This is a genomic window from Pseudomonas sp. Snoq117.2 (genome assembly GCF_900110545.1).
GTDB classification, from domain to species: Bacteria; Pseudomonadota; Gammaproteobacteria; order Pseudomonadales; family Pseudomonadaceae; genus Chryseomonas; species Chryseomonas benzopyrenica.
Window position 1 is genome coordinate 131,680 of sequence record NZ_FOED01000005.1, and the last position, 18,970, is coordinate 150,649.

Genomic DNA, 18,970 nt, shown 5'->3' on the forward strand with positions numbered 1-18,970 from the left:
ATCGACGACAACTTGGCGCCGGACAGGGGTCTGCTTTTCATGGTCAAACTGCGTTTTCTCTTCATTTCCGTGCTGCTGGCCTGCCTGGGTGGCTGCATGAACGTCAGCGACATGGCGTCCGGTGTCGAGTACCACCTGCGCGACGCGGGGCTGCTCGACTACAGCAAGACCCAGCGGCTGAACAACTTTCGCTTGCAGGCCGACTCCTATATCTACATAGCCCAGGGCGCCTTCGTACCCATCGGCCATCCTTATGCTCGACCCAACGTGGTAGCCGAAGAGGCCTTCAAGGGCTTCGTGGAGTTTTTCCCGCGGGTAAGGCGCGCGGACAAGCCCGAGGGCTTCGATGAAGCCATGGCCAAGGCCCGGCAACTGGGCGCCCACTATGTGCTCTATACCCGCTTCGCCGGCGCAGACGATCGCATCGGCACCTGGGAGGAGTGGGAAGATCAGGACGATATCGGGCGGGTCGGTCGCGATCGCAGCGTCGTGCAGATGATGCTGGTGGAGACCGCCACCTTTCGCTTGGTGGACACCGCGCGGATCCGTAGTCGTGGCGGTTTCCTGACGTTCTATGACGAGCGCCCGGAAGACCTGCTCGGACCAGCGCTCAATCAATACGCCCAACGCCTGCTAGGGTTGGGCAGTCGCTAGAGGAAAAAGACGTGAGCCAGGCCGATGTGACGCGCAACCTGTTGGCGCAACTGCCGACGGGCGAAGAGGGCAGTCTGCCGCCCGTGGACCTCTGGCATCCGCCCTTCTGTGGCGACATCGACATGCGCATCGCCCGTGATGGGACATGGTACCACCAGGGTACGCCCATCACCCGCCCGGCCATGGTGCGCCTGTTCTCTACCATCCTGCGTCGCGATCCCGAGCGCTATGTACTGGTGACGCCCGTGGAATGCGTGGGCATCCAGGTGGAAGACGTGCCCTTCCTGGCCGTGGACGTCGAGTGGAGTGGCAGTGGCAAGGCGCAGGCCCTGGATCTGGTCACCAACGTGGGCGACAGGGTCGCCGTCGCTGCCGAGCATCCGCTGCGCTTCGAAGAACAGGATGACCAGCCGGCACCCTATGTACGGGTGCGTGGCGGGCTGGACGCGCGGCTCAATCGGGCGGTGTTCTACCGGTTGATGGAGAAGGTCGAGGAGGGCACCCACGAGGGCCGGGCCTGGCTCGGCCTCTGGAGTCGCGGCAGCTTCTTTCCCGTCGCGCCCGCTGAATAGAGAAAGGGCCCCGAAGGGCCCTTTTTTTACGCTTACATGTTGGGGTAGTTGGGACCACCGCTGCCTTCCGGCGCCACCCAGGTGATGTTCTGCGCCGGATCCTTGATGTCGCAGGTCTTGCAGTGGACGCAGTTCTGGGCATTGATCTGGAAGCGCGGCTCGCCGCCATCGCGGACCACCTCGTAGACCCCGGCCGGGCAATAGCGCTGCGCCGGTTCGTCGTACAACGGCAGATTCTGCGCGATGGGAATCGACGGGTCCTTGAGCTTCAGGTGAACCGGCTGGTCTTCCTCGTGGTTGGTGTTGGAGAGGAACACCGAGGACAGCTTGTCGAAGCTCAGCTTGCCATCCGGCTTGGGATAGCTGATGCGTGGCGCCTCGTCGGCCTTCTTCAGGCAGGTGTGGTCCATGCGCCGGTCGTGCAGGGTGAAGGGCAGGGCGCCACCCAGCAGGTTGTGCTCGACGAAGGCGAAGGCCGGGCCCAGCAGCGGACCGAACTTGTGCATGGCCGGACCGAAGTTGCGGCTGGCATGGAGTTCTTCCTGCACCCAGCTGCCCTTGAAGCCATCCACGTAACCCTGGAGTTCGTCACCCTCGCGACCGGCCGCCAGGGCGGCGACGATGGCGTCGGCGGCGAGCATGCCGGACTTCATGGCGGTGTGGCTGCCCTTGATCTTGGCCGGGTTGAGGGTGCCCAGGTCGCAACCGATCAGGGCGCCACCGGGAAAGACCATCTTCGGCAGGGAATTCAGGCCACCCTTGACCAGGGCACGGGCGCCATAGGAGACGCGCTTGCCGCCTTCCAGGTACTGGGCCACCACCGGGTGGTGCTTGTAGCGCTGGAATTCGTCGTAGGGCGAGAGGTGCGGATTGCTGTAGGCCAGGTCGACGATCAGACCAACCACCACCTGGTTGTCTTCCAGGTGATAGAGGAAGGAACCACCCGGATTCTCCTTGTCCAACGGCCAGCCGGAGGTATGGATCACCAGGCCCTGCTCGTGCTTGGCCGGATCGATCTCCCACAGCTCCTTGATGCCGATGCCGTAGTGCTGCGGATCGGCACCTTCGCCAAGCTTGAATTTCTGGCCCAGCTGCTTGCCCAGATGGCCACGGCAGCCTTCGGCGAACAGGGTGTACTTGCCGCGCAGCTCCATGCCGGGGGTGTAGACCCCCTCCTTGGGCTGGCCTTCGCGATCCACGCCCAGGTCACCGGTGATGATGCCGCGCACCACGCCCTGGTCATCGATCAGCGGTTCCTGGGCGGCGAAGCCCGGATAGATCTCCACGCCCAGGGCTTCGGCCTGCTGGCCGAGCCAGCGGCACAGGTTGCCCAGGGAAATGATGTAGTTGCCCTCGTTGTGCATGGGCTTGGGCACGAAGAAATTCGGCACCTTGGTCGCCTGACGATCGTCCTTGAGCAGATAGATGTCGTCACGCTTGACCGGGGTGTTGAGCGGCGCGCCCAGCTCCTTCCAGTTGGGAAAGAGCTCGTCCAGGGCACGGGGCTCGAAGACGGCGCCGGAGAGGATATGGGCACCGACCTCGGAGCCTTTCTCGACCACGCAGACGCTGATCTCCTGGCCCTGCTCGGCCGCCTGCTGCTTGAGGCGACAGGCCGCGGACAGGCCCGCGGGGCCGGCCCCGACGATCACCACGTCGAATTCCATGTATTCGCGTTCCACCGCTCACTCTCCTCAGGCAAAACTCACGATCTGGTTATTTATGTAGGGGTGCAACAAAAGACTTCATTATATCCGGCGTGCTCCCTGACACCCATTCAAACGTTTGTTTAAATTTTCTGCAAGCCTGTTAGACTCGGGAGTTACTGGCCCCTGACGGACTGTCGCGTTGACCCCTGCTGCCGTGGAGGTCAACATAGGAAAGATTTGCAACAAGGTTGGATCGGCAGGGGTCGTGTCCAACGTAAGGCCGCCTTGGCGTCCTGTTTATTCACCAGAATAAATCGAGGGATTCATGAAGGTTCTCGTAGCTGTCAAACGCGTGGTGGACTACAACGTCAAGGTCCGCGTCAAGGCCGACCAGAGCGGTGTCGACCTGGCCAACGTCAAGATGTCCATGAACCCCTTCTGCGAGATCGCCGTGGAAGAAGCGGTGCGCCTGAAGGAAAAGGGTATCGCCAGCGAGATCGTGGTGGTGACCGCGGGTCCCGCCCAGGCGCAGGAACAACTGCGTACCGCCCTGGCACTGGGCGCCGATCGCGCCGTGCTGATCGACACCGGTACCGCCGAGCTGTCGTCGCTCACCACGGCCAAGCTGCTCAAGGCGGTGGTCGACAAGGAACAGCCGCAGCTGGTGATCCTTGGCAAACAGGCCATCGACAGCGACAACAACCAGACCGGCCAGATGCTGGCCGCCCTGACCGGCTTCGCCCAGGGCACCTTCGCCTCCAAGGTGGAGCAGGCGGGTGACGGCCTCAACGTGACCCGCGAGATCGATGGCGGTCTGCAGACGGTATCGCTCAAGCTGCCGGCGGTGGTGACCACCGACCTGCGCCTGAACGAGCCGCGCTACGCCTCGCTGCCCAACATCATGAAGGCCAAGAAGAAGCCGCTGGAAACCCTGGCCCCGGACGCCCTGGGCGTGGCGGTGAACGCCTCCTACGAGGTGGTCAAGGTAGAAGCGCCGGCAGGCCGTCAGGCGGGCATCAAGGTCAAGTCCGTGGCCGAACTGGTCGAAAAACTCAAGAACGAAGCGAAGGTGATCTGATGGCCATTCTCGTCATTGCCGACCACGACAACGCCAACCTCTTTGGCGCCACCCTGAATACCGTGGCCGCGGCCCAGGCCATCGGCGGCGATATCCATGTACTAGTCGCCGGCCAGAATGCCCAGCCGGTCGCCGAGGCCGCCGCCAAGATCGCTGGCGTCAGCAAGGTGCTCCTGGCCGACAACGCCGCCTATGCCCATCAGCTGCCGGAAAACGTCGCGCCGCTGGTGGTCGAGCTGGCCGCCAACTACAGCCACGTGCTGGCCGCCGCCAGCACCAATGGCAAGAACTTCCTGCCGCGCGTGGCCGCGCTGCTGGACGTCGACCAGATCTCTGAGATCATCGCCGTCGAATCCGCCGACACCTTCAAGCGGCCGATCTATGCCGGTAACGCCATCGCCACCGTGCGCTCCACGGCCCCGGTCAAGGTGATCACCGTGCGCGCCACCGGTTTCGACCCGGTCGCCGCCGAAGGTGGTTCCGCCGCCATCGAAGCCGTGAGCCTGGTCAAGGACGCTGGCATTTCCAGCTTCGTCGGCGAAGAGCTGGCCAAGTCCGATCGTCCCGAGCTGGGCGCCGCCAAGGTGGTGGTCTCCGGTGGCCGCGGTCTGCAGAACGGCGACAACTTCAAGATCCTCTACGCCCTGGCCGACAAGCTGGGCGCGGCGGTAGGTGCCTCGCGCGCCGCGGTGGACGCCGGCTTCGTGCCCAACGACATGCAGGTCGGTCAGACCGGCAAGATCGTCGCGCCGCAGCTGTACATCGCCGTCGGCATCTCCGGTGCCATCCAGCACCTGGCGGGCATGAAGGATTCCAAGGTGATCGTCGCCATCAACAAGGACGAGGAGGCGCCGATCTTCCAGGTGGCCGACTATGGCCTGGTGGGCGATCTGTTCGAATTGATCCCGGAGCTGGAAAAGGCCATCTGAGGCCTTGCGTCAGCCAAGAGCCCGCCCTTTGGCGGGCTTTTTCATGGGCGCGGCAAGCCTCTCGGCAGAGCCTCAGGCGTCATGGAGGGGTACGCCGGTTCCTTGTCGTTTTTGGACATTGCCGCCCCGGGAAGGGAAGCGTTAAGGTCGAGGCTAGCTGTACCGGTATACCTCCAGAATAGCCTGCTACTGTTCCGCTCTCGTCCAGGAAGACGCCATGACCAACCTGTTGCTCTATCAGCGCATCGCCCAGCAATTGGCGAACGATATCCGCACGGGCGTCTACAAACCCGGCGAGCGGGTGCCGTCGGTGCGCAAGTTGAGTCAGCAGCTGGGCGTGAGCCACGCCAGCGTCCTGCAGGCCTATGCCACCCTGGAAGATCAGGGGCTGATCCGCGCTCGACCGCAGTCGGGCTTCTATGTGCACCAGACCCCGGCGCTGACCGCGCCGACGCCGGATATCGCCACGGTGGAGCGACCGAGCCTGGTGACCCGCGCCGGCATCATCAGCCAGGTCCTCGCCGAATCCCGGCGCGAAGGGGTGGTGCCCCTGGGCATGGCCGTGCCCCAGACCGATTACCTGCCGCTGCGGGCGCTGCACCAGCAACTGTCCAAGGTCACCCGCTTCCAGGCCCGTGCGGCTTTCTCCTATCTGCACAGTCCGGGCTTCGAGCCCCTGCGCCGTCAGGTGGCGATCCGTCTGCGCGACGCCGGGGTGGTGGTGGGGCCGGAGGAGGTGGTGATCACCCATGGCTGCGTGGATGCCCTGCAGATGTCGCTGCGGGTGCTGACCAAGCCGGGCGATCTGATCGCCACCGAGTCACCGTCCTACTATGGCCTGTTGCAACTGGCCGAGGTGCTCGGTCTCAAGGTGATCGAGATCCCCTGCGACCCCGAGACCGGGCTCAGCGTCGAGGCGCTGCAACTGGCGGCCAGCCAATGGCCGGTCAAGGCCCTGGTAGTCACCGCGCGCCTGAGCAATCCCCTAGGTGGCAGCATGCCCGAGGCACGGCAGAAGCAGCTGCTCAGGCTGGCGGCCGAGCGCAACATCGCCATCGTCGAGGACGACATCTACGGCGAACTGACCTATGAGAGCGGCTCCAAGGCGCTCAAGGCTCTCGACAAGCAGGGGCGCGTCATCTACTGCTCGAGCTTTTCCAAGACCCTCTCACCCGGGGTGCGCATCGGTTGGGTGGTGGCCGGACCCTATCAGGAAGACATCTGCCGGCTGCAGACCTTTACCACCCATTCCGCTTGCAGCGTGACCCAGATGGGCGTCTCGGCCTATCTGGAGAACGGTGGCTATGATCGCCACCTGCGCGCCATTCGCCAGGAATACCGGCGCAACATGACCGCCTTCCAGCTGGCGATCCAGGAGCACTTCCCGGAGGGTACCCAGATGAGTCGGCCCAAGGGTGGCTTCATCCTTTGGGTCAGCCTGCCGATGCGGGTGGATACCCGCCTGCTGCACCAGCGGGCGCTGGATCAGGGGGTGAGCATCGCCCCGGGCATGATCTTCAGCAACACCGACCAATTCAACCACTGCATCCGCCTCAATTGCGGACTGCCCTGGGGGCGTGATGCCCAGCGGGCGCTGATGACCCTGGGCCTGCTCGCCCGTCAGCTCTGCCAGGAAACCCTGGCCGCCTAGCGGCGCCCTCGGAACCCGCCGCCGGGCAGGAGGGTCGGTTGTAGTGACTGACTCCTGTCGCGTCTGCCGCTCCGGTCCAGGCGCGATGCCTTGAGTGGTGGGCCCATGCGTGAATACCTGGCGATGATGGCGCTGGCAGTGCCCCTGCTGCTGGTGGGTTGCGACAATGATTCGCCGCCAACGACGGCCAAGACCTCTTCCGCACCAACGCCTGCGCCGATGGCCCAGTCGCCGGTGAGCAAAGCGCCACCCGCCACTGCCGCCGATCTGCGCGCGTATCGGCTGGATCCGCTCCCGGCCAAGGCCTTGGTGCTGCCTGCGCCGCCGCCGAAAAAGCGGGACCTGGCCAAGAACAGTCAACTCAAGAAACCTGCCGTGCCCAAGGCCACGCCGACGCCGGCCCATCCGCTCGACCTCAGCGTACCCAGTGAGGCCGATACGCCTCAGGCCTTGAGATCGCATCCCGGGGCTGCCAAACGGGTTGAAAACAGCGTGGCCGAAGCAGGTCTGCTGCCGCAGCTGTTTCGCAAGGAGGACGACCCTGGTCGTTTCGAACTGGGCGGTCGAGTGATCAGCCGGGATCGCAGCGACGATTTCGAAGGCGCGGAAGTCGAGTTGCGCTTTCGCCGTTAATCCGATGAGGGCGGCCTGCCGTTGTTGAACAGCGGTCCGGAACTTACTCGCCACGACGCTTGCCGACAGTTCAGGTGGCGGACACAACGTCCGCCTGGATTCGGGAGCGTTCCATGCCCAGTGCGACAGGCAAGATTCGTTATGCGGTAGTAGGCGGTGGCTGGATTTCCCAGGGCGCCTTCATGCCTGGGGTCGGCCAGACCGGCAATTCCGAGATGACCGCCCTGGTCACCGGCGATCCCATCAAGGCGCGGGACCTGGCCGCCAAGTACGGCCTCAAGAGCTACAGCTACGAAGAATTCCCGGCGCTGCTGTCATCCGGCGAGATCGATGCCATTTACTTGGCCACGCCCAATTTCCGCCATCTGGAATTCGCCGTACCGGCGCTGGACGCCGGCATTCACGTCCTGCTGGAAAAGCCCATGGCGATCAGCGAGGAAGAATGCCAGGCGATCAATGCCGCGGCAGAACGCTCCGGAGCCAAGCTGATGATCGCCTACCGCCTGCACTGTGAGCCGGGCACGGTGGAGATGATCGAGCGGGTACGCAAGGGCGAGATCGGCGATCCGCGCCTGTTCACCGCGACCTTCACCCAGCCGGTCGATACGGCCAACCACCGCGCGCAGAGCGGCTTCTGGGCCGGCCCGGTCACCGACATGGGGCCCTATCCGCTCAATGCCGTGCGGGCGCTCTTTGCCGACGAACCCATCGAAGTCAGTGCGGTGGGCGTGCAAACACCCGGGCGCGATGTCACGACCTGGGATGCCGTGGCCGTGACCCTGCGCTTCCCCGAAGAGCGGCTGGCGAGCTTTACCGTCAGCTTCAGTGGTCCCAATACCGAGCGTTTCCAGCTGGTGGGCCGCAAGGGCGAGATCGAGGCCTCGCCGTGCTTTGGATTCGGGGAGGGCGTCGCCATTGGCTACCGCCTGACCGTGGAGGGCGAAACCCAGGAGCACAAGGCGCCGGTGGTGGATCACTTCGGCGGCGAGACGGCCTATTTCTCCGATTGCATCCTGCAGGATCGGCAGCCGGAAATGGATGGGGAGGAGGGCTGGCGCGACGTGCGCGTGCTGGCGGCCATCGAGCGCGCCCTGGAAAGCGGTCAGCCGCAACGCCTGGACCCGCTACCCAAACGCCAGGGACCGACCCGTGAGCAGGTACGCAGCCTGCCGCTGGCGCAGGTGCCAGAGTACGTCAACACCAAGGCGCCGTTGGAATCCTGACGAAGCAAGGCCTTGCGGCACGCTGGTGCGGCAGGGCCTTGTCTGGGAGCCAGGGTGCGCTTAGCGGTCCTGGGCCTCCTTGGCATCCATCTCGGCATTGCGCTGCCGGATCTTGGTTTTCTGTTCGTCGGTCAAGGGCACCTTGCGGGCCGTGTCCTTGAGCATGAGCAGGCTGCCGACCACCGAGCCTATGGCGACCAGCAGGATCAACCAGGCATACCAGGGCATCTTTCTTCTCCTTGAGTGGCTGTAAGGCTTCGACCACGGGAGAGCTTATCAGTGCGCCCGGCAAGTCGTGTTCGTACGCTTCAGCCAGGCGGCATAACCCAGGTCGTAGAGCCAGTTGAACGCCAAGGTATAGGGCAGGAAGAACAGGATCAGTCCCAGGTCCAGCAGCAGGGCCTGCCACAGGCTGATGGACAGCCACCAGGCCGCCAGGGGCACCAGCACCAGGATCAAGCCACCTTCGAAGCCGAGGGCGTGCAGCAGCCGTACACCCAGGCCACGGGTGAAGCCCAGGCGCTGTTGCAGCCGATCGAAGCCCAGATTGAACACCAGGTTCCAGAGCATGGCGATGGCGGAAAAGGCTGCGGTTAGCAGGCCCATGTGCCCCAGAGACCGATCCAGCAGCCAGGCCAGGGTTGGGGTGGCAAGCAGTACCGCGATTCCCTCGAACAGCAGGGCGTGCAGGATGCGGGCGCTGACGGGACGCTGGGTGAGCGGGCTGGACATGAGATGCCTCCACGATGGACAGGCCTTCAGTCTCATCGGTTAAGCTAGGGAGATCAAAATGGTATCCATAGGCTGAGCCGATATGTATCCCAATGCCGAAGCTCTGGAGGCCTTCGTCGAGGCCGCTGCGGCAGGCTCCTTCAGTGCGGCAGCGCGGGTGCTAGGCAAGCGCCAGTCCAGTATCAGCGAGAGCATTGCCCGGCTGGAAGACGAACTGGGTGTGCTGCTGTTCGATCGCCAGGGCCGCTATCCCCTGCTCACGGCGGCCGGCGAGCAACTGCTCGACCAGGCCCGCGCCGTGCTGTCGGCTCACGATCGCCTGGCCAATCGCGCCACCCAGCTGGCGGCCGGGGTGGAGCCACGCCTGACCCTGGTGATCTCCGATACCTATCAGCCCACCCGGTATGAGGCGCTGCTGACGGAGCTTGACCAGCGCTATCCGGATCTCGAATTCGAATGCCTGATCGCTGAGGACGCCGATGTGCTCAACTTGGTACAGGGGCGGGCGGACTTGGGCCTGCTGGCGGGTCAGCCACCCTATCCGGCGGATATCGAAGCGGCGACCCTGGATGGCCTGGTGACCTTTGGCCTCTATGTCGCTGCCGATCATCCGCTGGCCGCGCTGGAGCGGGTCACACCGGCTGACCTGGCACCCTACCGGTTGCTCCGTCTGAGCACCGTGACCGAGGCCTCCCAGCAGGTCAGCCGTCTGCCGGATACCCGTGGCCGCTGCTGGTCGGCCCCGGACTATCTGCTGCTACTGGACATGGCGGTGCAGGGCTTCGGCTGGGCCGAGTTGCCGCTGTGGCTGGTGACGACCTTCGGCCAGGGCCGCCTGGTGGAGCTGGCCGTGCCGGGCTGGCCGCAACGGGTGGCGGTGGACGTGGTCTGGTCGCGGCGGCGGCCGCTGGGTCCGGCGGGCAACTGGCTGCGCGAGCGATTGCTCAAGCCAAGTTGAAGGAGGGGAGTGCATGCAGACAGCGGCCAAGTGCCGACGCGGCGCTTTTCTGCGAAAATGCCGGCCTTTGCCGTTTTGCCGAGAGCGCCCATGTCCGCCTGCCCGTCTCCTATCATCGTCGCCCTGGATTTCCCTTCGTCGTCCGCCGCCCTGGCGCTGGCCGACCGCCTCGACCCCGCCAGCTGCCGGGTCAAGGTTGGCAAGGAGCTGTTCACCGCCAGCGCCGCCGGGGTGGTGGAAGCCCTGCGCACGCGCGGCTTCGAAGTATTTCTCGACCTGAAATTCCACGACATTCCCAATACCACCGCCATGGCGGTCAAGGCCGCGGCGGAAATGGGCGTCTGGATGGTCAATGTCCACTGCTCGGGTGGCCTGCGCATGATGACCGCCTGTCGCGAGACCCTGGAGGCCTTCCAGGGCCCAAAGCCGCTGCTGATCGGTGTCACCGTGCTGACCAGCATGGAGCGTGAGGACCTGGCCGACATCGGCCTGGACGTAGATCCCCAGGAGCAGGTCTTGCGCCTGGCCGGCCTCGCCGCCCGCGCGGGAATGGACGGCCTGGTGTGCTCGGCCCAGGAGGCCTCGGCGCTCAAGGCCGCGCAACCGGCGCTGCAACTGGTCACTCCCGGCATCCGCCCGGCCGGCAGCGCCCTGGACGACCAGCGCCGCATCCTGACTCCACGCGAGGCGCTGGACGCCGGCTCCGACTACCTGGTGATCGGTCGACCCATCGCCCGTGCCGCCGATCCGGCGCGCGCCGTGGAAGACATCCTCGCCACCCTGAAATAAGCGGTAAACCTCCAGCGCGGCGGTCGCCAGCAAAAGGTGCTGCTATTCTCGTTCTGCAGGCCGACGCCTTCTCGCGTCGGCGCAAGGCGAGAGACCTCAGGGTATGCACGATAGGTTGAACGCCTGTCTCAAGGCGGTAGACGGCGTTTTGTTGGGCAAGGAAACCCAGGTCAGGCTGGCGCTGGCCTGCCTGCTGGCACGGGGGCACCTGCTGATCGAAGACCTGCCCGGCATGGGCAAGACCACCCTCAGCCATGCCCTGGCCAAGGTGTTGGGGCTGTCCTTCCAGCGTATCCAGTTCACCTCGGATCTCTTGCCCGGCGATATCCTCGGCACCTCGGTGTTCGATCGCGACAGCGGCCAGTTCGTCTTCCATCCCGGGCCGGTGTTCGCCGAGTTGCTGCTGGCCGACGAGATCAATCGCGCCACGCCCAAGAGCCAGAGCGCGCTGCTGGAAGCCATGGAAGAGGGACAGGTGACCATTGAGGGCGCCACCCGGCCCTTGCCCGATCCCTTCTTCGTCATCGCCACCCAGAATCCGGTCTCCCAGGGCGGCACCTTCGCCCTGCCGGAATCCCAGCTCGATCGCTTCCTGATGCGGCTGTCGCTCGGCTATCCCGGCCGCGCCGCGGAACGGGCGCTGCTGCTCGGCGGCTCCGGACGCGACCAGCTGCCGCGGCTGGAGCCCTTGCTGGATCACGCCCAGCTGCGGCTGATCCAGGCCGAGGTGCCGCGCATCCATGCCAGCGAGGCGGTGGTGGACTACGTACTGCGCCTGGTGGAAGCCACCCGCACCCAGACCTCCTTCGCCCTCGGCCTGTCGCCCCGCGGCAGCCTGGCGCTGCTGGCCGCGGCGCGGGCTTGGGCGCTGCTGGCGGGCCGTGACCATGTGCTGCCCGAGGATGTCCAGACGGTGCTGCCAGCGGTGGCCGGGCATCGGCTGCGCGACATCGCCGATCCCGCCGGGCACGGTGGCGGCGCCCTGGTGCAATGGCTGCTGCGCGAAGTCCCGGCGCTGTGACCGGCGGCGCCTGGCAGCGCTATCGAGACGGCTGGCTGGCCCGACGGATTCCCCCGGCCACGCGCATCACCCTCGATCAGCGGCGCATCTTCATTCTGCCCACCCGCCAGGGCGGCGCCTTCGCCATCGCCCTGCTGCTGATGCTGCTGGCCGGCATCAACTACCAGAACAGCCTGGCCTATGGCCTGACCTTCCTGCTGTTTTCCCTGGCGCTGGTGGCCATGTTGCACACCTATCGCAACCTGGCCGGCCTGCAACTGGCCAGTGGCGGCGCCAGCCCGGTGTTCGCCGGAGAGGCCGCCGGCTTTCGCCTGCGCCTGGAGAGCGATCGCCGAGCGCACCAGGGGATCGCCCTGGGCTGGCGCAACGAGCCGCTGGTGCTCAGCGACGTACCAGCGGGGGAGAGTGTCGCCCTGCAGGTCTTTCATCCGGCGCCGAGCCGTGGCTGGCTGGGGCCCGGGCGACTGCGGGTGGAGAGCCGTTTCCCCCTTGGCCTGTTCGTCGCCTGGAGCTGGCTGGACCTGGATGTACGCGCCCTGGTCTACCCGCAGCCACTGGCGACCACGACACCGCTACGCAGTGGCCAGGCTGCCGGAAGCGAAGAGGGCCAGCGCCAGACGGGGCAGGGCGCCGACGACTTCCAGGGGCTGCGGCCCTATCAGCCGGGCGATTCGCGCCGGCGGCTGGACTGGAAGGCTTTTTCCCGGGGCCAGGGCTTGCTGGTCAAGGACTTCACCGCCCTGGCCGGTAGCGAACTCTGGCTGGATTTCAGCGTGCTCGATGGCGACACCGAGACGCGGCTGTCCTGGCTGTGCCAGGCGGTGCTCGATTGCAGCGCTCGCCAGCTGCGCTTCGGCCTGAGGGTGCCCGGGGTAGAGCTGCCGCCGGCTAGCGGCGAAAGCCATCGCAACGCGGCGCTGCAGGCTCTGGCCCTGTTCGGGTGGCCGGCATGAGTGGCGCCGTGCCGCAACCCATTCCGCGCATCGCCCTGATCTGGCTGCTGGTGGCCCAGGCCCTGGTGATCCTGCCGCACCTCACCCATCTGCCGCCCTGGGTCGGGCTGCTTTGGGCCTTTTGCGCCGGCTGGCGGGTGCTGCTGTTTCGCATGAGGGTGCGGGCGCCGACGCGGATCGAAAAGGGCGGCCTGCTGCTCTTGACCATGGGCGGCATCTGGCTGTCGCGCGGCTCCTTCATCGGCCTGGACGCCGGCGCCGTGCTGCTGCTGGTGACCTTCGCCCTCAAGCTGATCGAGATGCACAGTCGCCGCGATGCCCTGGTGGTGATCTACCTGGGTTTCTTTTCCGTGGTGATCGCCTACCTGTTCGAGGACGGCCTGCTCGCCGCGCTCTACAGCCTGCTGCCGGTGACCGCCCTGGTGGCGGCGTTGATCGGGCTGCAGCAGAGCACCCTGGCCAGCCGCCCGCTGGCGACCCTCAGGGTCGCCGGCACGCTGCTGCTGCAGGCGGTGCCCCTGATGCTGCTGCTGTTCCTGGTGTTTCCCCGTATCGGTCCGCTGTGGTCGCTGCCGCAACCGGGCGACCAGGCGCGCACCGGGCTGGGCGACAGCATGGCGCCCGGGGAGATCGCCCAGCTGTCGCAGTCCGCCGAGCGGGTGTTCAGGGTGAGCTTCGACGGCGAGCGGCCGGCGCAGCGCGATCTCTACTGGCGCGCCACCACTTACGAGCGCTTCGATGGCGCGCGCTGGTCGGTCGACCCCGACACAGCCTGGAGTCCGGAGCCGGCCTGGACGCCCGTTGGACCCCGGCTGGACTATCAGGTGGTGATGGAGCCGAGCGGTCGACCCTGGCTCTATGGCCTGGACGTGGCGCGCAGCGATCAGCGTGACGTGCGCCTGGCCAGCGACTTCCATCTGCAGCGCCGCCGTCCGGTGGACCAGGCGCTGCTCTATCGGGTATCCAGTTGGCCACAGGCGACCCGCGAGGCGGAGCGGCTGTCTGCGTCCAGCCAGCGCCGAGCGCTGCAGCTGCCCAGCGGCGGCGAACCGCGCACCCGCGCCTGGGTGACCGGGCTCAAGGCGCGTGCGCCGACCCCTGAAGCCCTGGCCCAGGCGATCCTGGCCTACTTCCGCCAGCAGCCCTTCGTCTACACCCTGCAGCCGCCCACGGCCAGCGTCGATGCCATCGACGCCTTTCTCTTCGATAACCGTCGCGGTTTCTGCGCCCACTATGCCGGCGCCATGACCTTCGCCTTGCGGGTGGCAGGTATCCCGGCGCGGGTGGTGGCGGGCTACCAAGGTGGCGAATTCAATGCCGCGGGTGGCTATCTGCTGGTGCAGCAATTCGATGCCCATGCCTGGGTGGAGTACTGGCTGCCGGGGCGGGGCTGGATCAGCGTCGATCCTACTGCCCAGGTGGCGCCCGAGCGGGTCGAGCGCGGCTTGCAGGAGGCCCTGGCGGCCCAGGGCGCGGCCAGTGAATTCCTCGCGGACAACCCCTTCGCCGCCAATCGCTATCGCAACCTGGCCTGGCTCAATGAGCTGCGTCTGGGCTGGGACCGGATCAACTACGGCTGGCAGCGGTGGGTGCTCAACTACCAGGAGGATACCCAGGGCGAATTGCTCAAGCGGTTGCTCGGCGAGGGCTCATTGCAACGGCTGGGGCTGCTCCTGGCGCTGCTGGTATTGGGCGTGCTCGGGGTGATGACGCTGCTGGTGCTCAAGCCCTGGCAGCGGACCCGGGATCCCTTGCTGGCACGCTTCGCCCAGTTCGAACGCCTGCTGGCACGCCAGGGGGTGACGCGCAAAAGCGGCGAAACGGCTGGCCGCTTCGCCGGGCGCGCCATGGCGGAACTGCCAGCGGCACGCGCGGCGATCCTGGCCTTTGCCCAGGAATTCCAGGCGCAGCGCTATGCCGGTCGGCCGCAGGACACGGCGGCTCTGGCCGGGACGCTGAAGCGATTGAAACGCCAGCTGCGTGGCCGTCAGGCGCGCAGCGACTGAGGCACGGGAAGGGCGTCAGGCGCTTGCAGGGCGAAGGCTACCAGGCAGACGACGGCCGCCAGGATCAGCGGTTGAGGGTGTGCATTGCCCAGCGCCTGGGCAATGCAGCCCAGGCCCAGCAACAACAGCACGGCGGAAGTGAGGGTGGTGACCGAGCGCATGACGGTTCTCCGAAAACGTGCGGGCATCTTGCCGCCTGTCGGGCAACCGTGCGAATGCGCTCTCGCTATGGAGGCTATAGGCGCAACTGGCGGATCGCCTGATTCAGGGTTCCTGCGAGGGCGGCCAGTTCGGTGCTGGTGCTGGCCGACTCCTGCGTCAGCAGCATGGTCCTTTCCGTGACATCGCGGATGCCTACAACCGACCTGCTCATCTCTTCCGCCACCTGGGCTTGCTGTTCCGCGGCCACGGCGATCTGGGTGTTGCTGTCGCGCATCAGGGTCACGGCGGCGGTGATGTCGGCCAGGGCCTGCCCGGCGGCGCCGGCCTGGACCACGCAGTCGTCGGCCTTGAGCGAACTCTCGCGCATGAATTCCACGGCATCGCGGGTGCCCGCCTGGAGACCGTCGACCATGCGGGTGATCTCGTCGGTGGAACCCTGGACGCGCTTGGCCAGGTTGCGCACCTCGTCGGCCACCACGGCGAAGCCACGGCCGGCCTCGCCAGCGCGGGCGGCTTCGATGGCGGCGTTGAGCGCCAGGAGGTTGGTCTGCTCGGCGATGCCGTGGATGACGTTGACCACGCTGGTGATGCGCTCGCTGTTCTCGGCCAGCTCCTGGATCATCACCGCGGTCTGCTGCACGCCCTGGGAGAGGTCGGCGATGGAATGGCTGACGCGCTCCACCGCCTGCTGGCCGGCGCCGGCCAGGCGGTCGGCTTCCTGGGACTGGTCGCGGGTGCCGGCGGCGTGCTCGGCGATCTGCTGCACGGTGGCGCTCATCTCGTTGATGGCGGTGGCGGCCTGATCGGTCTCGTGCTGTTGATCCTGCATGCCGCCGCGGACGCCCTGCATGCCGCTGGCCAGGCGCCCGGCGCCTTCGTCCAACCGCGAGGCGCTGGCGGCCACGGTACCGACGACGCGGGTGTAGCTGTCCTGCATGGCGTTGAAGGCCTGGGTCATCTGCCCGACCTCGTCATGCCCGCGCACCTCGACCCGGGCGGTGAGATCGCCGTCGCGCTCCACCCGCAGCATGGTGTCCTTGAGGCGTTGCAGATTGCCGAGGATGAAGCGGATCAAGAGCTGCGAGGCCACCAGCAGCACCAGCATCAGCACACCCACGGCCAGGGCGTATTCCGGCGCCCGGGCGATGAAGATGTCGCCGAAGGTCGGGGCGCTCAGCTTGGCCGCCGCGTCGCCCACGGCGGCCTTGACCGCCTTGAGCTGTTCGGCGCGACCGGAGACTTCCAGCTGCATGGCGAACAGCACCAGCAGCAGGCTGGTGACGAAGGCGACGGCATTGACCGCCCAGAACTTGTACTTGAGAGAGATATCGCGCAGCCAGGCAAACATAGGGGGCCTCCAGTCGGCGGGGCCGCACAGCCTGGCAGGCCGGCGCGCCCCGGATCTTGACTGGCGTCAACGTCCCGCGAACAGGGGCGCAACGCCGTGGAACAAGCCCTGAGTTTAACGGCCCGCACGGCCTCGACTTTAGCGCAGCGGCGTCCTGCGCCTAGTCGAATTCCTCGACCCGCTCTGGCACGGCGATCTCCGGCAGCGCAAAGAAGGCACGAGCGGTGGCGGTGGTGTGCAGGGCGGTCTGCTCGGCCGTTTCGTCGCGCAGGCGCGCCACGGTACGCAGGATCTCGGGGAGGAAGGCCGGTTCGTTGTGGCCATGGCGCGGCTTGGGTCTGAGGGTGCGTGGCAGCAGGTAGGGGGCATCGGTTTCCAGCATCAGCCGCCCGACCGGGATCTGCCCGACCAGCTCGTGCAGGTGCAGGCCACGGCGCTCGTCGCAGATCCAGCCGGTGATGCCCAGGTGCAGGTCGAGATCCAGATAGCCATAGAGCGCCTTGCGCTCGCCGGTGAAGCAGTGCACCACCGCCGCCGGCAGATGGTCGCGATAGTCGCGCAGGATCGCCAGCATTCGCTCGCTGGCGTCGCGCTCATGGAGAAACACCGGGCGGTGTAGTTCGGCGGCCAGCGCCAGCTGTTCCTCGAAGCAGCGCTCCTGCTGCGGTCGCGGGGTGAAGTCGCGATTGAAATCCAGGCCGCATTCGCCCAGGGCCCGCACCTTGGGTTGGCTGACCAGGTCACGCAGGGTCCTGGCAGCGGCCGCGTTCCAGGTCGAGGCTTCGTGGGGATGGACGCCGGCGGTGCTGAACAGCGCTTCGCCCGCGTCCAGGCGCAGGCAGAGATTGAGGGCGTTCTCACTGTCTTCCAGGGTGGTACCGGTCAGCACCAGTTGCATCACACCGGCGGCCTGGGCCCGCTCGATCACCGCGTCCACTTCCTTGAGCAGACTGGGGTGGGTGAGGTTGACGCCGATGTCGATCAATTGCATGGTGCGGACCTTCTACAGACTTTGTTCTCTCATTCTATCCGTAGTCCGGGTGCTATCGGCGCTGTCCCGGCCAGGTCAGGAGTCCTGGATGCCGTTTCGATTCACCCTTGCCATCCTCGGCTGCCTGCTCGCCGGTTCCGCCCAGGCGCGGCTCGGCGCCCTGCCACCCGAGGCGCCGCGCCATGTCGCGGCCCGCGACCTGGTCGCCATCGAGCGTGCCGGAGAATTGCGCGTCCTGGTCAACCAGAGTCGTCACAGCTCCGGCGAATGGAACGGTCAGGCCCTGGGCATCGAGTATCGGCGCCTGGAGGCCTTCGCCCGCTACCTGCGGCATCAACCGGGGGGCCGGACGTTGCGCCTGGTCCTTGTCCCCAAGGCCAAGGACGATCTGCTGGCGGCGCTGCAGAGAGGCGAGGGCGATCTGGTGGCGCCGGGCGAAACCCTGCTGCCACCGCCGCATTCGGCGCTGATCGCCGCGTCGGTGGCGGCGCCCACCAGCCTGGTGGTGGTGGGTGGGCGCGGCCAGCGCCTGCCGCGTCAGCTGGAGCAACTGGCCGGGCGCCGGGTGGTGCTGCCCCAGGGCAGCGCCGCCGGCCCGGCCCTGGCACGGCTCAACGCCCAGTTGGAAAGGCGCCGGCTGCGGCCGGTACAGGTCGAGTGGGCCGATCCGACCCTGGCGGTGGAAGACGTCCTGGAACTGACCCAGGCCGGCATCTATCCGCTCACCGTCGTCGAGTCCGGGCTGGCCCATCGCTGGGCGCGGGTGCTGTCGCGTCTGCGGGTGGCCGATCGGGTGGTGGTGGCCCATGACCAGGCACAGCTCTGGTATCTGCGCGCCCCAGCGCACCAGCTCGCCGAACGGATACGGGCCTTCGCCCGGCAACCCCAGGCGCATGACGACGACAAGGCCTTTCGCCAGGCCTCTGCGCGCCGCTACCAGGTGCGCGATCCGCTGCAAGCCCACGACCGCAAGCGCCTGGCCCAGGTGCGACCGCTGCTGCAACGCTACGCCAAGGCTTACGACTTCGACTGGCTGACCCTGGCCGCCATGGCCTACAAGGAGTCCGGCCTGGATCCCCACGCCCGCGGCGCCGGACGCGCCGCGGGATTGCTGCAGATCACCCCCCGGGCGGCGCGCAGTGTCGGGGTGCGCAACCTGCATTCCGCCGAAGACAACGTCAAGGCCGCCACCCGTTATCTGGCTCGCCTGCGCCGGGAATTCTTTTCCAGTCCACGCCTGACCGAGCGCGAGCGCCGTGCCTTTACCCTGGCGGCCTACAACCTGGGGCCGGAGCGCGTCCAGGCGCTCAGGGCCAAGGCCCGCAAACAGGGGTTGGACGGTGATCGCTGGTTCTTCCAGGTCGAACGCATCGCCGCCGAGGAGGTGGGCATCGGGGTGGTCAACTACGTGGCCAGCGTCAACAAGTATCGGGTGGCCTTCAGTCGCGAACGAGCGCGTCTCGAAGCGCCGGCAGTGGCCACGACGAACGCCAAAGGTGCCAGGCACGAAGACGGTTGAGGGTCGCTTGACAGGGCGGTCGAGCCCTCCCTAGGATGATCCTGCGCCGATTTAAACAGCAACTTGCGGGGCGCTCCCAAATACCGCTAAAGCGCTGGACGG

18 protein-coding genes and 2 pseudogenes are annotated in these 18,970 nt (G+C 66.6%); 13 read left to right on the forward strand and 7 right to left on the reverse strand.

From position 1 onward, the window contains the following. The first annotated feature begins 39 nt into the window (after window positions 1-39). The gene (locus BMZ43_RS14550; protein ID WP_093254574.1) at window positions 40-654 is read left to right on the forward strand and encodes a DUF4823 domain-containing protein; all 615 of its coding nucleotides are present in this window, start codon (window positions 40-42) and stop codon (window positions 652-654) included. 11 nt (window positions 655-665) lie between these two features. Beyond that, a complete protein-coding gene (locus BMZ43_RS14555) occupies window positions 666-1,226 on the forward strand; it encodes a DUF1285 domain-containing protein (RefSeq protein WP_068383810.1) in 561 nt (186 codons plus the stop codon). A gap of 32 nt (window positions 1,227-1,258) precedes the next feature. Here the strand turns inward: BMZ43_RS14555 and BMZ43_RS14560 are convergent, their stop codons facing one another. Continuing rightward, complete coding sequence (locus BMZ43_RS14560; RefSeq protein ID WP_064307439.1) at window positions 1,259-2,908, reverse strand: electron transfer flavoprotein-ubiquinone oxidoreductase; 1,650 nt, start codon at window positions 2,906-2,908, stop codon at window positions 1,259-1,261. Window positions 2,909-3,200: 292 nt separating this feature from the next. On the opposite strand from BMZ43_RS14560, the gene BMZ43_RS14565 reads away from it, so the two are divergent. The 5 genes from BMZ43_RS14565 to BMZ43_RS14585 all read left to right on the forward strand — a co-directional run bounded on the left by BMZ43_RS14565 (window position 3,201) and on the right by BMZ43_RS14585 (window position 8,389). Continuing rightward, window positions 3,201-3,953 (forward strand): electron transfer flavoprotein subunit beta/FixA family protein, encoded by a 753-nt coding sequence (locus BMZ43_RS14565; protein WP_068383811.1) that lies wholly within the window; start codon window positions 3,201-3,203, stop codon window positions 3,951-3,953. Then, window positions 3,953-4,882, forward strand: a complete 930-nt coding sequence (locus BMZ43_RS14570) for an electron transfer flavoprotein subunit alpha/FixB family protein (protein WP_068383813.1) — start codon at window positions 3,953-3,955, stop codon at window positions 4,880-4,882. Before BMZ43_RS14565 ends, BMZ43_RS14570 begins: the two co-directional genes overlap by 1 nt. Before the next feature lie 217 nt (window positions 4,883-5,099). Next, window positions 5,100-6,533, forward strand: a complete 1,434-nt coding sequence (locus BMZ43_RS14575; protein WP_017641895.1) for an aminotransferase-like domain-containing protein — start codon at window positions 5,100-5,102, stop codon at window positions 6,531-6,533. 105 nt (window positions 6,534-6,638) lie between these two features. Continuing rightward, window positions 6,639-7,166 (forward strand): hypothetical protein, encoded by a 528-nt coding sequence (locus BMZ43_RS14580; RefSeq protein WP_017641896.1) that lies wholly within the window; start codon window positions 6,639-6,641, stop codon window positions 7,164-7,166. A gap of 113 nt (window positions 7,167-7,279) precedes the next feature. Further along, complete coding sequence (locus BMZ43_RS14585; RefSeq protein ID WP_093254576.1) at window positions 7,280-8,389, forward strand: Gfo/Idh/MocA family protein; 1,110 nt, start codon at window positions 7,280-7,282, stop codon at window positions 8,387-8,389. A 60-nt stretch (window positions 8,390-8,449) separates the two neighbouring features. On the opposite strand, the gene BMZ43_RS14590 is transcribed toward BMZ43_RS14585, so the two are convergent. Then, on the reverse strand, window positions 8,450-8,617 hold the full coding sequence (locus BMZ43_RS14590) for a DUF2897 family protein (protein ID WP_007160578.1): 168 nt from the start codon (window positions 8,615-8,617) through the stop codon (window positions 8,450-8,452). A 48-nt stretch (window positions 8,618-8,665) separates the two neighbouring features. Then, window positions 8,666-9,121 carry a multidrug/biocide efflux PACE transporter gene (locus tag BMZ43_RS14595; protein ID WP_068383818.1) on the reverse strand — a complete coding sequence of 152 codons (456 nt, stop codon included), beginning with the start codon at window positions 9,119-9,121 and terminating at the stop codon, window positions 8,666-8,668. 82 nt (window positions 9,122-9,203) lie between these two features. On the opposite strand from BMZ43_RS14595, the gene BMZ43_RS14600 reads away from it, so the two are divergent. From BMZ43_RS14600 to BMZ43_RS14620, 5 genes are all read left to right on the forward strand, one after another. Next, complete coding sequence (locus BMZ43_RS14600) at window positions 9,204-10,079, forward strand: LysR family transcriptional regulator (protein WP_017641900.1); 876 nt, start codon at window positions 9,204-9,206, stop codon at window positions 10,077-10,079. Window positions 10,080-10,169: 90 nt separating this feature from the next. Further along, window positions 10,170-10,868, forward strand: coding sequence for an orotidine-5'-phosphate decarboxylase (gene pyrF / locus BMZ43_RS14605; protein ID WP_064307442.1), 699 nt, complete (start codon window positions 10,170-10,172; stop codon window positions 10,866-10,868). A gap of 103 nt (window positions 10,869-10,971) precedes the next feature. After that, a complete protein-coding gene (locus tag BMZ43_RS14610; RefSeq protein ID WP_026083939.1) occupies window positions 10,972-11,889 on the forward strand; it encodes an AAA family ATPase in 918 nt (305 codons plus the stop codon). Further along, window positions 11,859-12,842 (forward strand): DUF58 domain-containing protein, encoded by a 984-nt coding sequence (locus BMZ43_RS14615; protein WP_256562940.1) that lies wholly within the window; start codon window positions 11,859-11,861, stop codon window positions 12,840-12,842. Before BMZ43_RS14610 ends, BMZ43_RS14615 begins: the two co-directional genes overlap by 31 nt. Further along, the gene (locus tag BMZ43_RS14620) at window positions 12,839-14,848 is read left to right on the forward strand and encodes a transglutaminase TgpA family protein (protein ID WP_093254582.1); all 2,010 of its coding nucleotides are present in this window, start codon (window positions 12,839-12,841) and stop codon (window positions 14,846-14,848) included. Before BMZ43_RS14615 ends, BMZ43_RS14620 begins: the two co-directional genes overlap by 4 nt. On the opposite strand, the gene BMZ43_RS14625 is transcribed toward BMZ43_RS14620, so the two are convergent. The 4 genes and pseudogenes from BMZ43_RS14625 to BMZ43_RS14635 form a co-directional block, all read right to left on the reverse strand. Beyond that, complete coding sequence (locus BMZ43_RS14625) at window positions 14,830-15,009, reverse strand: hypothetical protein (RefSeq protein WP_017641905.1); 180 nt, start codon at window positions 15,007-15,009, stop codon at window positions 14,830-14,832. The two genes, BMZ43_RS14620 and BMZ43_RS14625, sit on opposite strands and share 19 nt — an antisense overlap. A 74-nt stretch (window positions 15,010-15,083) precedes the next feature. Beyond that, window positions 15,084-15,614: pseudogene (locus BMZ43_RS27405) on the reverse strand (methyl-accepting chemotaxis protein); the annotation flags it as partial. A 333-nt stretch (window positions 15,615-15,947) separates the two neighbouring features. Continuing rightward, window positions 15,948-16,358, reverse strand: a pseudogene (locus BMZ43_RS27410) (HAMP domain-containing protein); the annotation flags it as partial. 160 nt (window positions 16,359-16,518) lie between these two features. Further along, window positions 16,519-17,349: a TatD family hydrolase gene (locus tag BMZ43_RS14635; RefSeq protein WP_017641907.1), complete on the reverse strand. Its 831-nt coding sequence runs from the start codon at window positions 17,347-17,349 to the stop codon at window positions 16,519-16,521. A gap of 88 nt (window positions 17,350-17,437) precedes the next feature. Between BMZ43_RS14635 and BMZ43_RS14640 the strand changes: the two genes are divergently transcribed. Then, window positions 17,438-18,868, forward strand: coding sequence for an MltF family protein (locus BMZ43_RS14640; protein ID WP_064307448.1), 1,431 nt, complete (start codon window positions 17,438-17,440; stop codon window positions 18,866-18,868). Window positions 18,869-18,970 lie beyond the last annotated feature (102 nt).

Bases quoted from the DNA above. Each gene is read 5' to 3' on its own strand.
- BMZ43_RS14550 (WP_093254574.1), top strand. From the start codon at position 40: ATGGTCAAACTGCGTTTTCTCTTCATTTCCGTGCTGCTGGCCTGCCTG.
- BMZ43_RS14565 (WP_068383811.1), top strand. From the start codon at position 3,201: ATGAAGGTTCTCGTAGCTGTCAAACGCGTGGTGGACTACAACGTCAAG.
- BMZ43_RS14570 (WP_068383813.1), top strand. From the start codon at position 3,953: ATGGCCATTCTCGTCATTGCCGACCACGACAACGCCAACCTCTTTGGC.
- BMZ43_RS14575 (WP_017641895.1), top strand. From the start codon at position 5,100: ATGACCAACCTGTTGCTCTATCAGCGCATCGCCCAGCAATTGGCGAAC.
- BMZ43_RS14580 (WP_017641896.1), top strand. From the start codon at position 6,639: ATGCGTGAATACCTGGCGATGATGGCGCTGGCAGTGCCCCTGCTGCTG.
- BMZ43_RS14585 (WP_093254576.1), top strand. From the start codon at position 7,280: ATGCCCAGTGCGACAGGCAAGATTCGTTATGCGGTAGTAGGCGGTGGC.
- BMZ43_RS14590 (WP_007160578.1), bottom strand. From the start codon at position 8,617: ATGCCCTGGTATGCCTGGTTGATCCTGCTGGTCGCCATAGGCTCGGTG.
- BMZ43_RS14595 (WP_068383818.1), bottom strand. From the start codon at position 9,121: ATGTCCAGCCCGCTCACCCAGCGTCCCGTCAGCGCCCGCATCCTGCAC.
- BMZ43_RS14600 (WP_017641900.1), top strand. From the start codon at position 9,204: ATGTATCCCAATGCCGAAGCTCTGGAGGCCTTCGTCGAGGCCGCTGCG.
- pyrF (WP_064307442.1), top strand. From the start codon at position 10,170: ATGTCCGCCTGCCCGTCTCCTATCATCGTCGCCCTGGATTTCCCTTCG.
- BMZ43_RS14610 (WP_026083939.1), top strand. From the start codon at position 10,972: ATGCACGATAGGTTGAACGCCTGTCTCAAGGCGGTAGACGGCGTTTTG.
- BMZ43_RS14615 (WP_256562940.1), top strand. From the start codon at position 11,859: ATGGCTGCTGCGCGAAGTCCCGGCGCTGTGACCGGCGGCGCCTGGCAG.
- BMZ43_RS14620 (WP_093254582.1), top strand. From the start codon at position 12,839: ATGAGTGGCGCCGTGCCGCAACCCATTCCGCGCATCGCCCTGATCTGG.
- BMZ43_RS14625 (WP_017641905.1), bottom strand. From the start codon at position 15,009: ATGCGCTCGGTCACCACCCTCACTTCCGCCGTGCTGTTGTTGCTGGGC.
- BMZ43_RS14635 (WP_017641907.1), bottom strand. From the start codon at position 17,349: ATGCAATTGATCGACATCGGCGTCAACCTCACCCACCCCAGTCTGCTC.
- BMZ43_RS14640 (WP_064307448.1), top strand. From the start codon at position 17,438: ATGCCGTTTCGATTCACCCTTGCCATCCTCGGCTGCCTGCTCGCCGGT.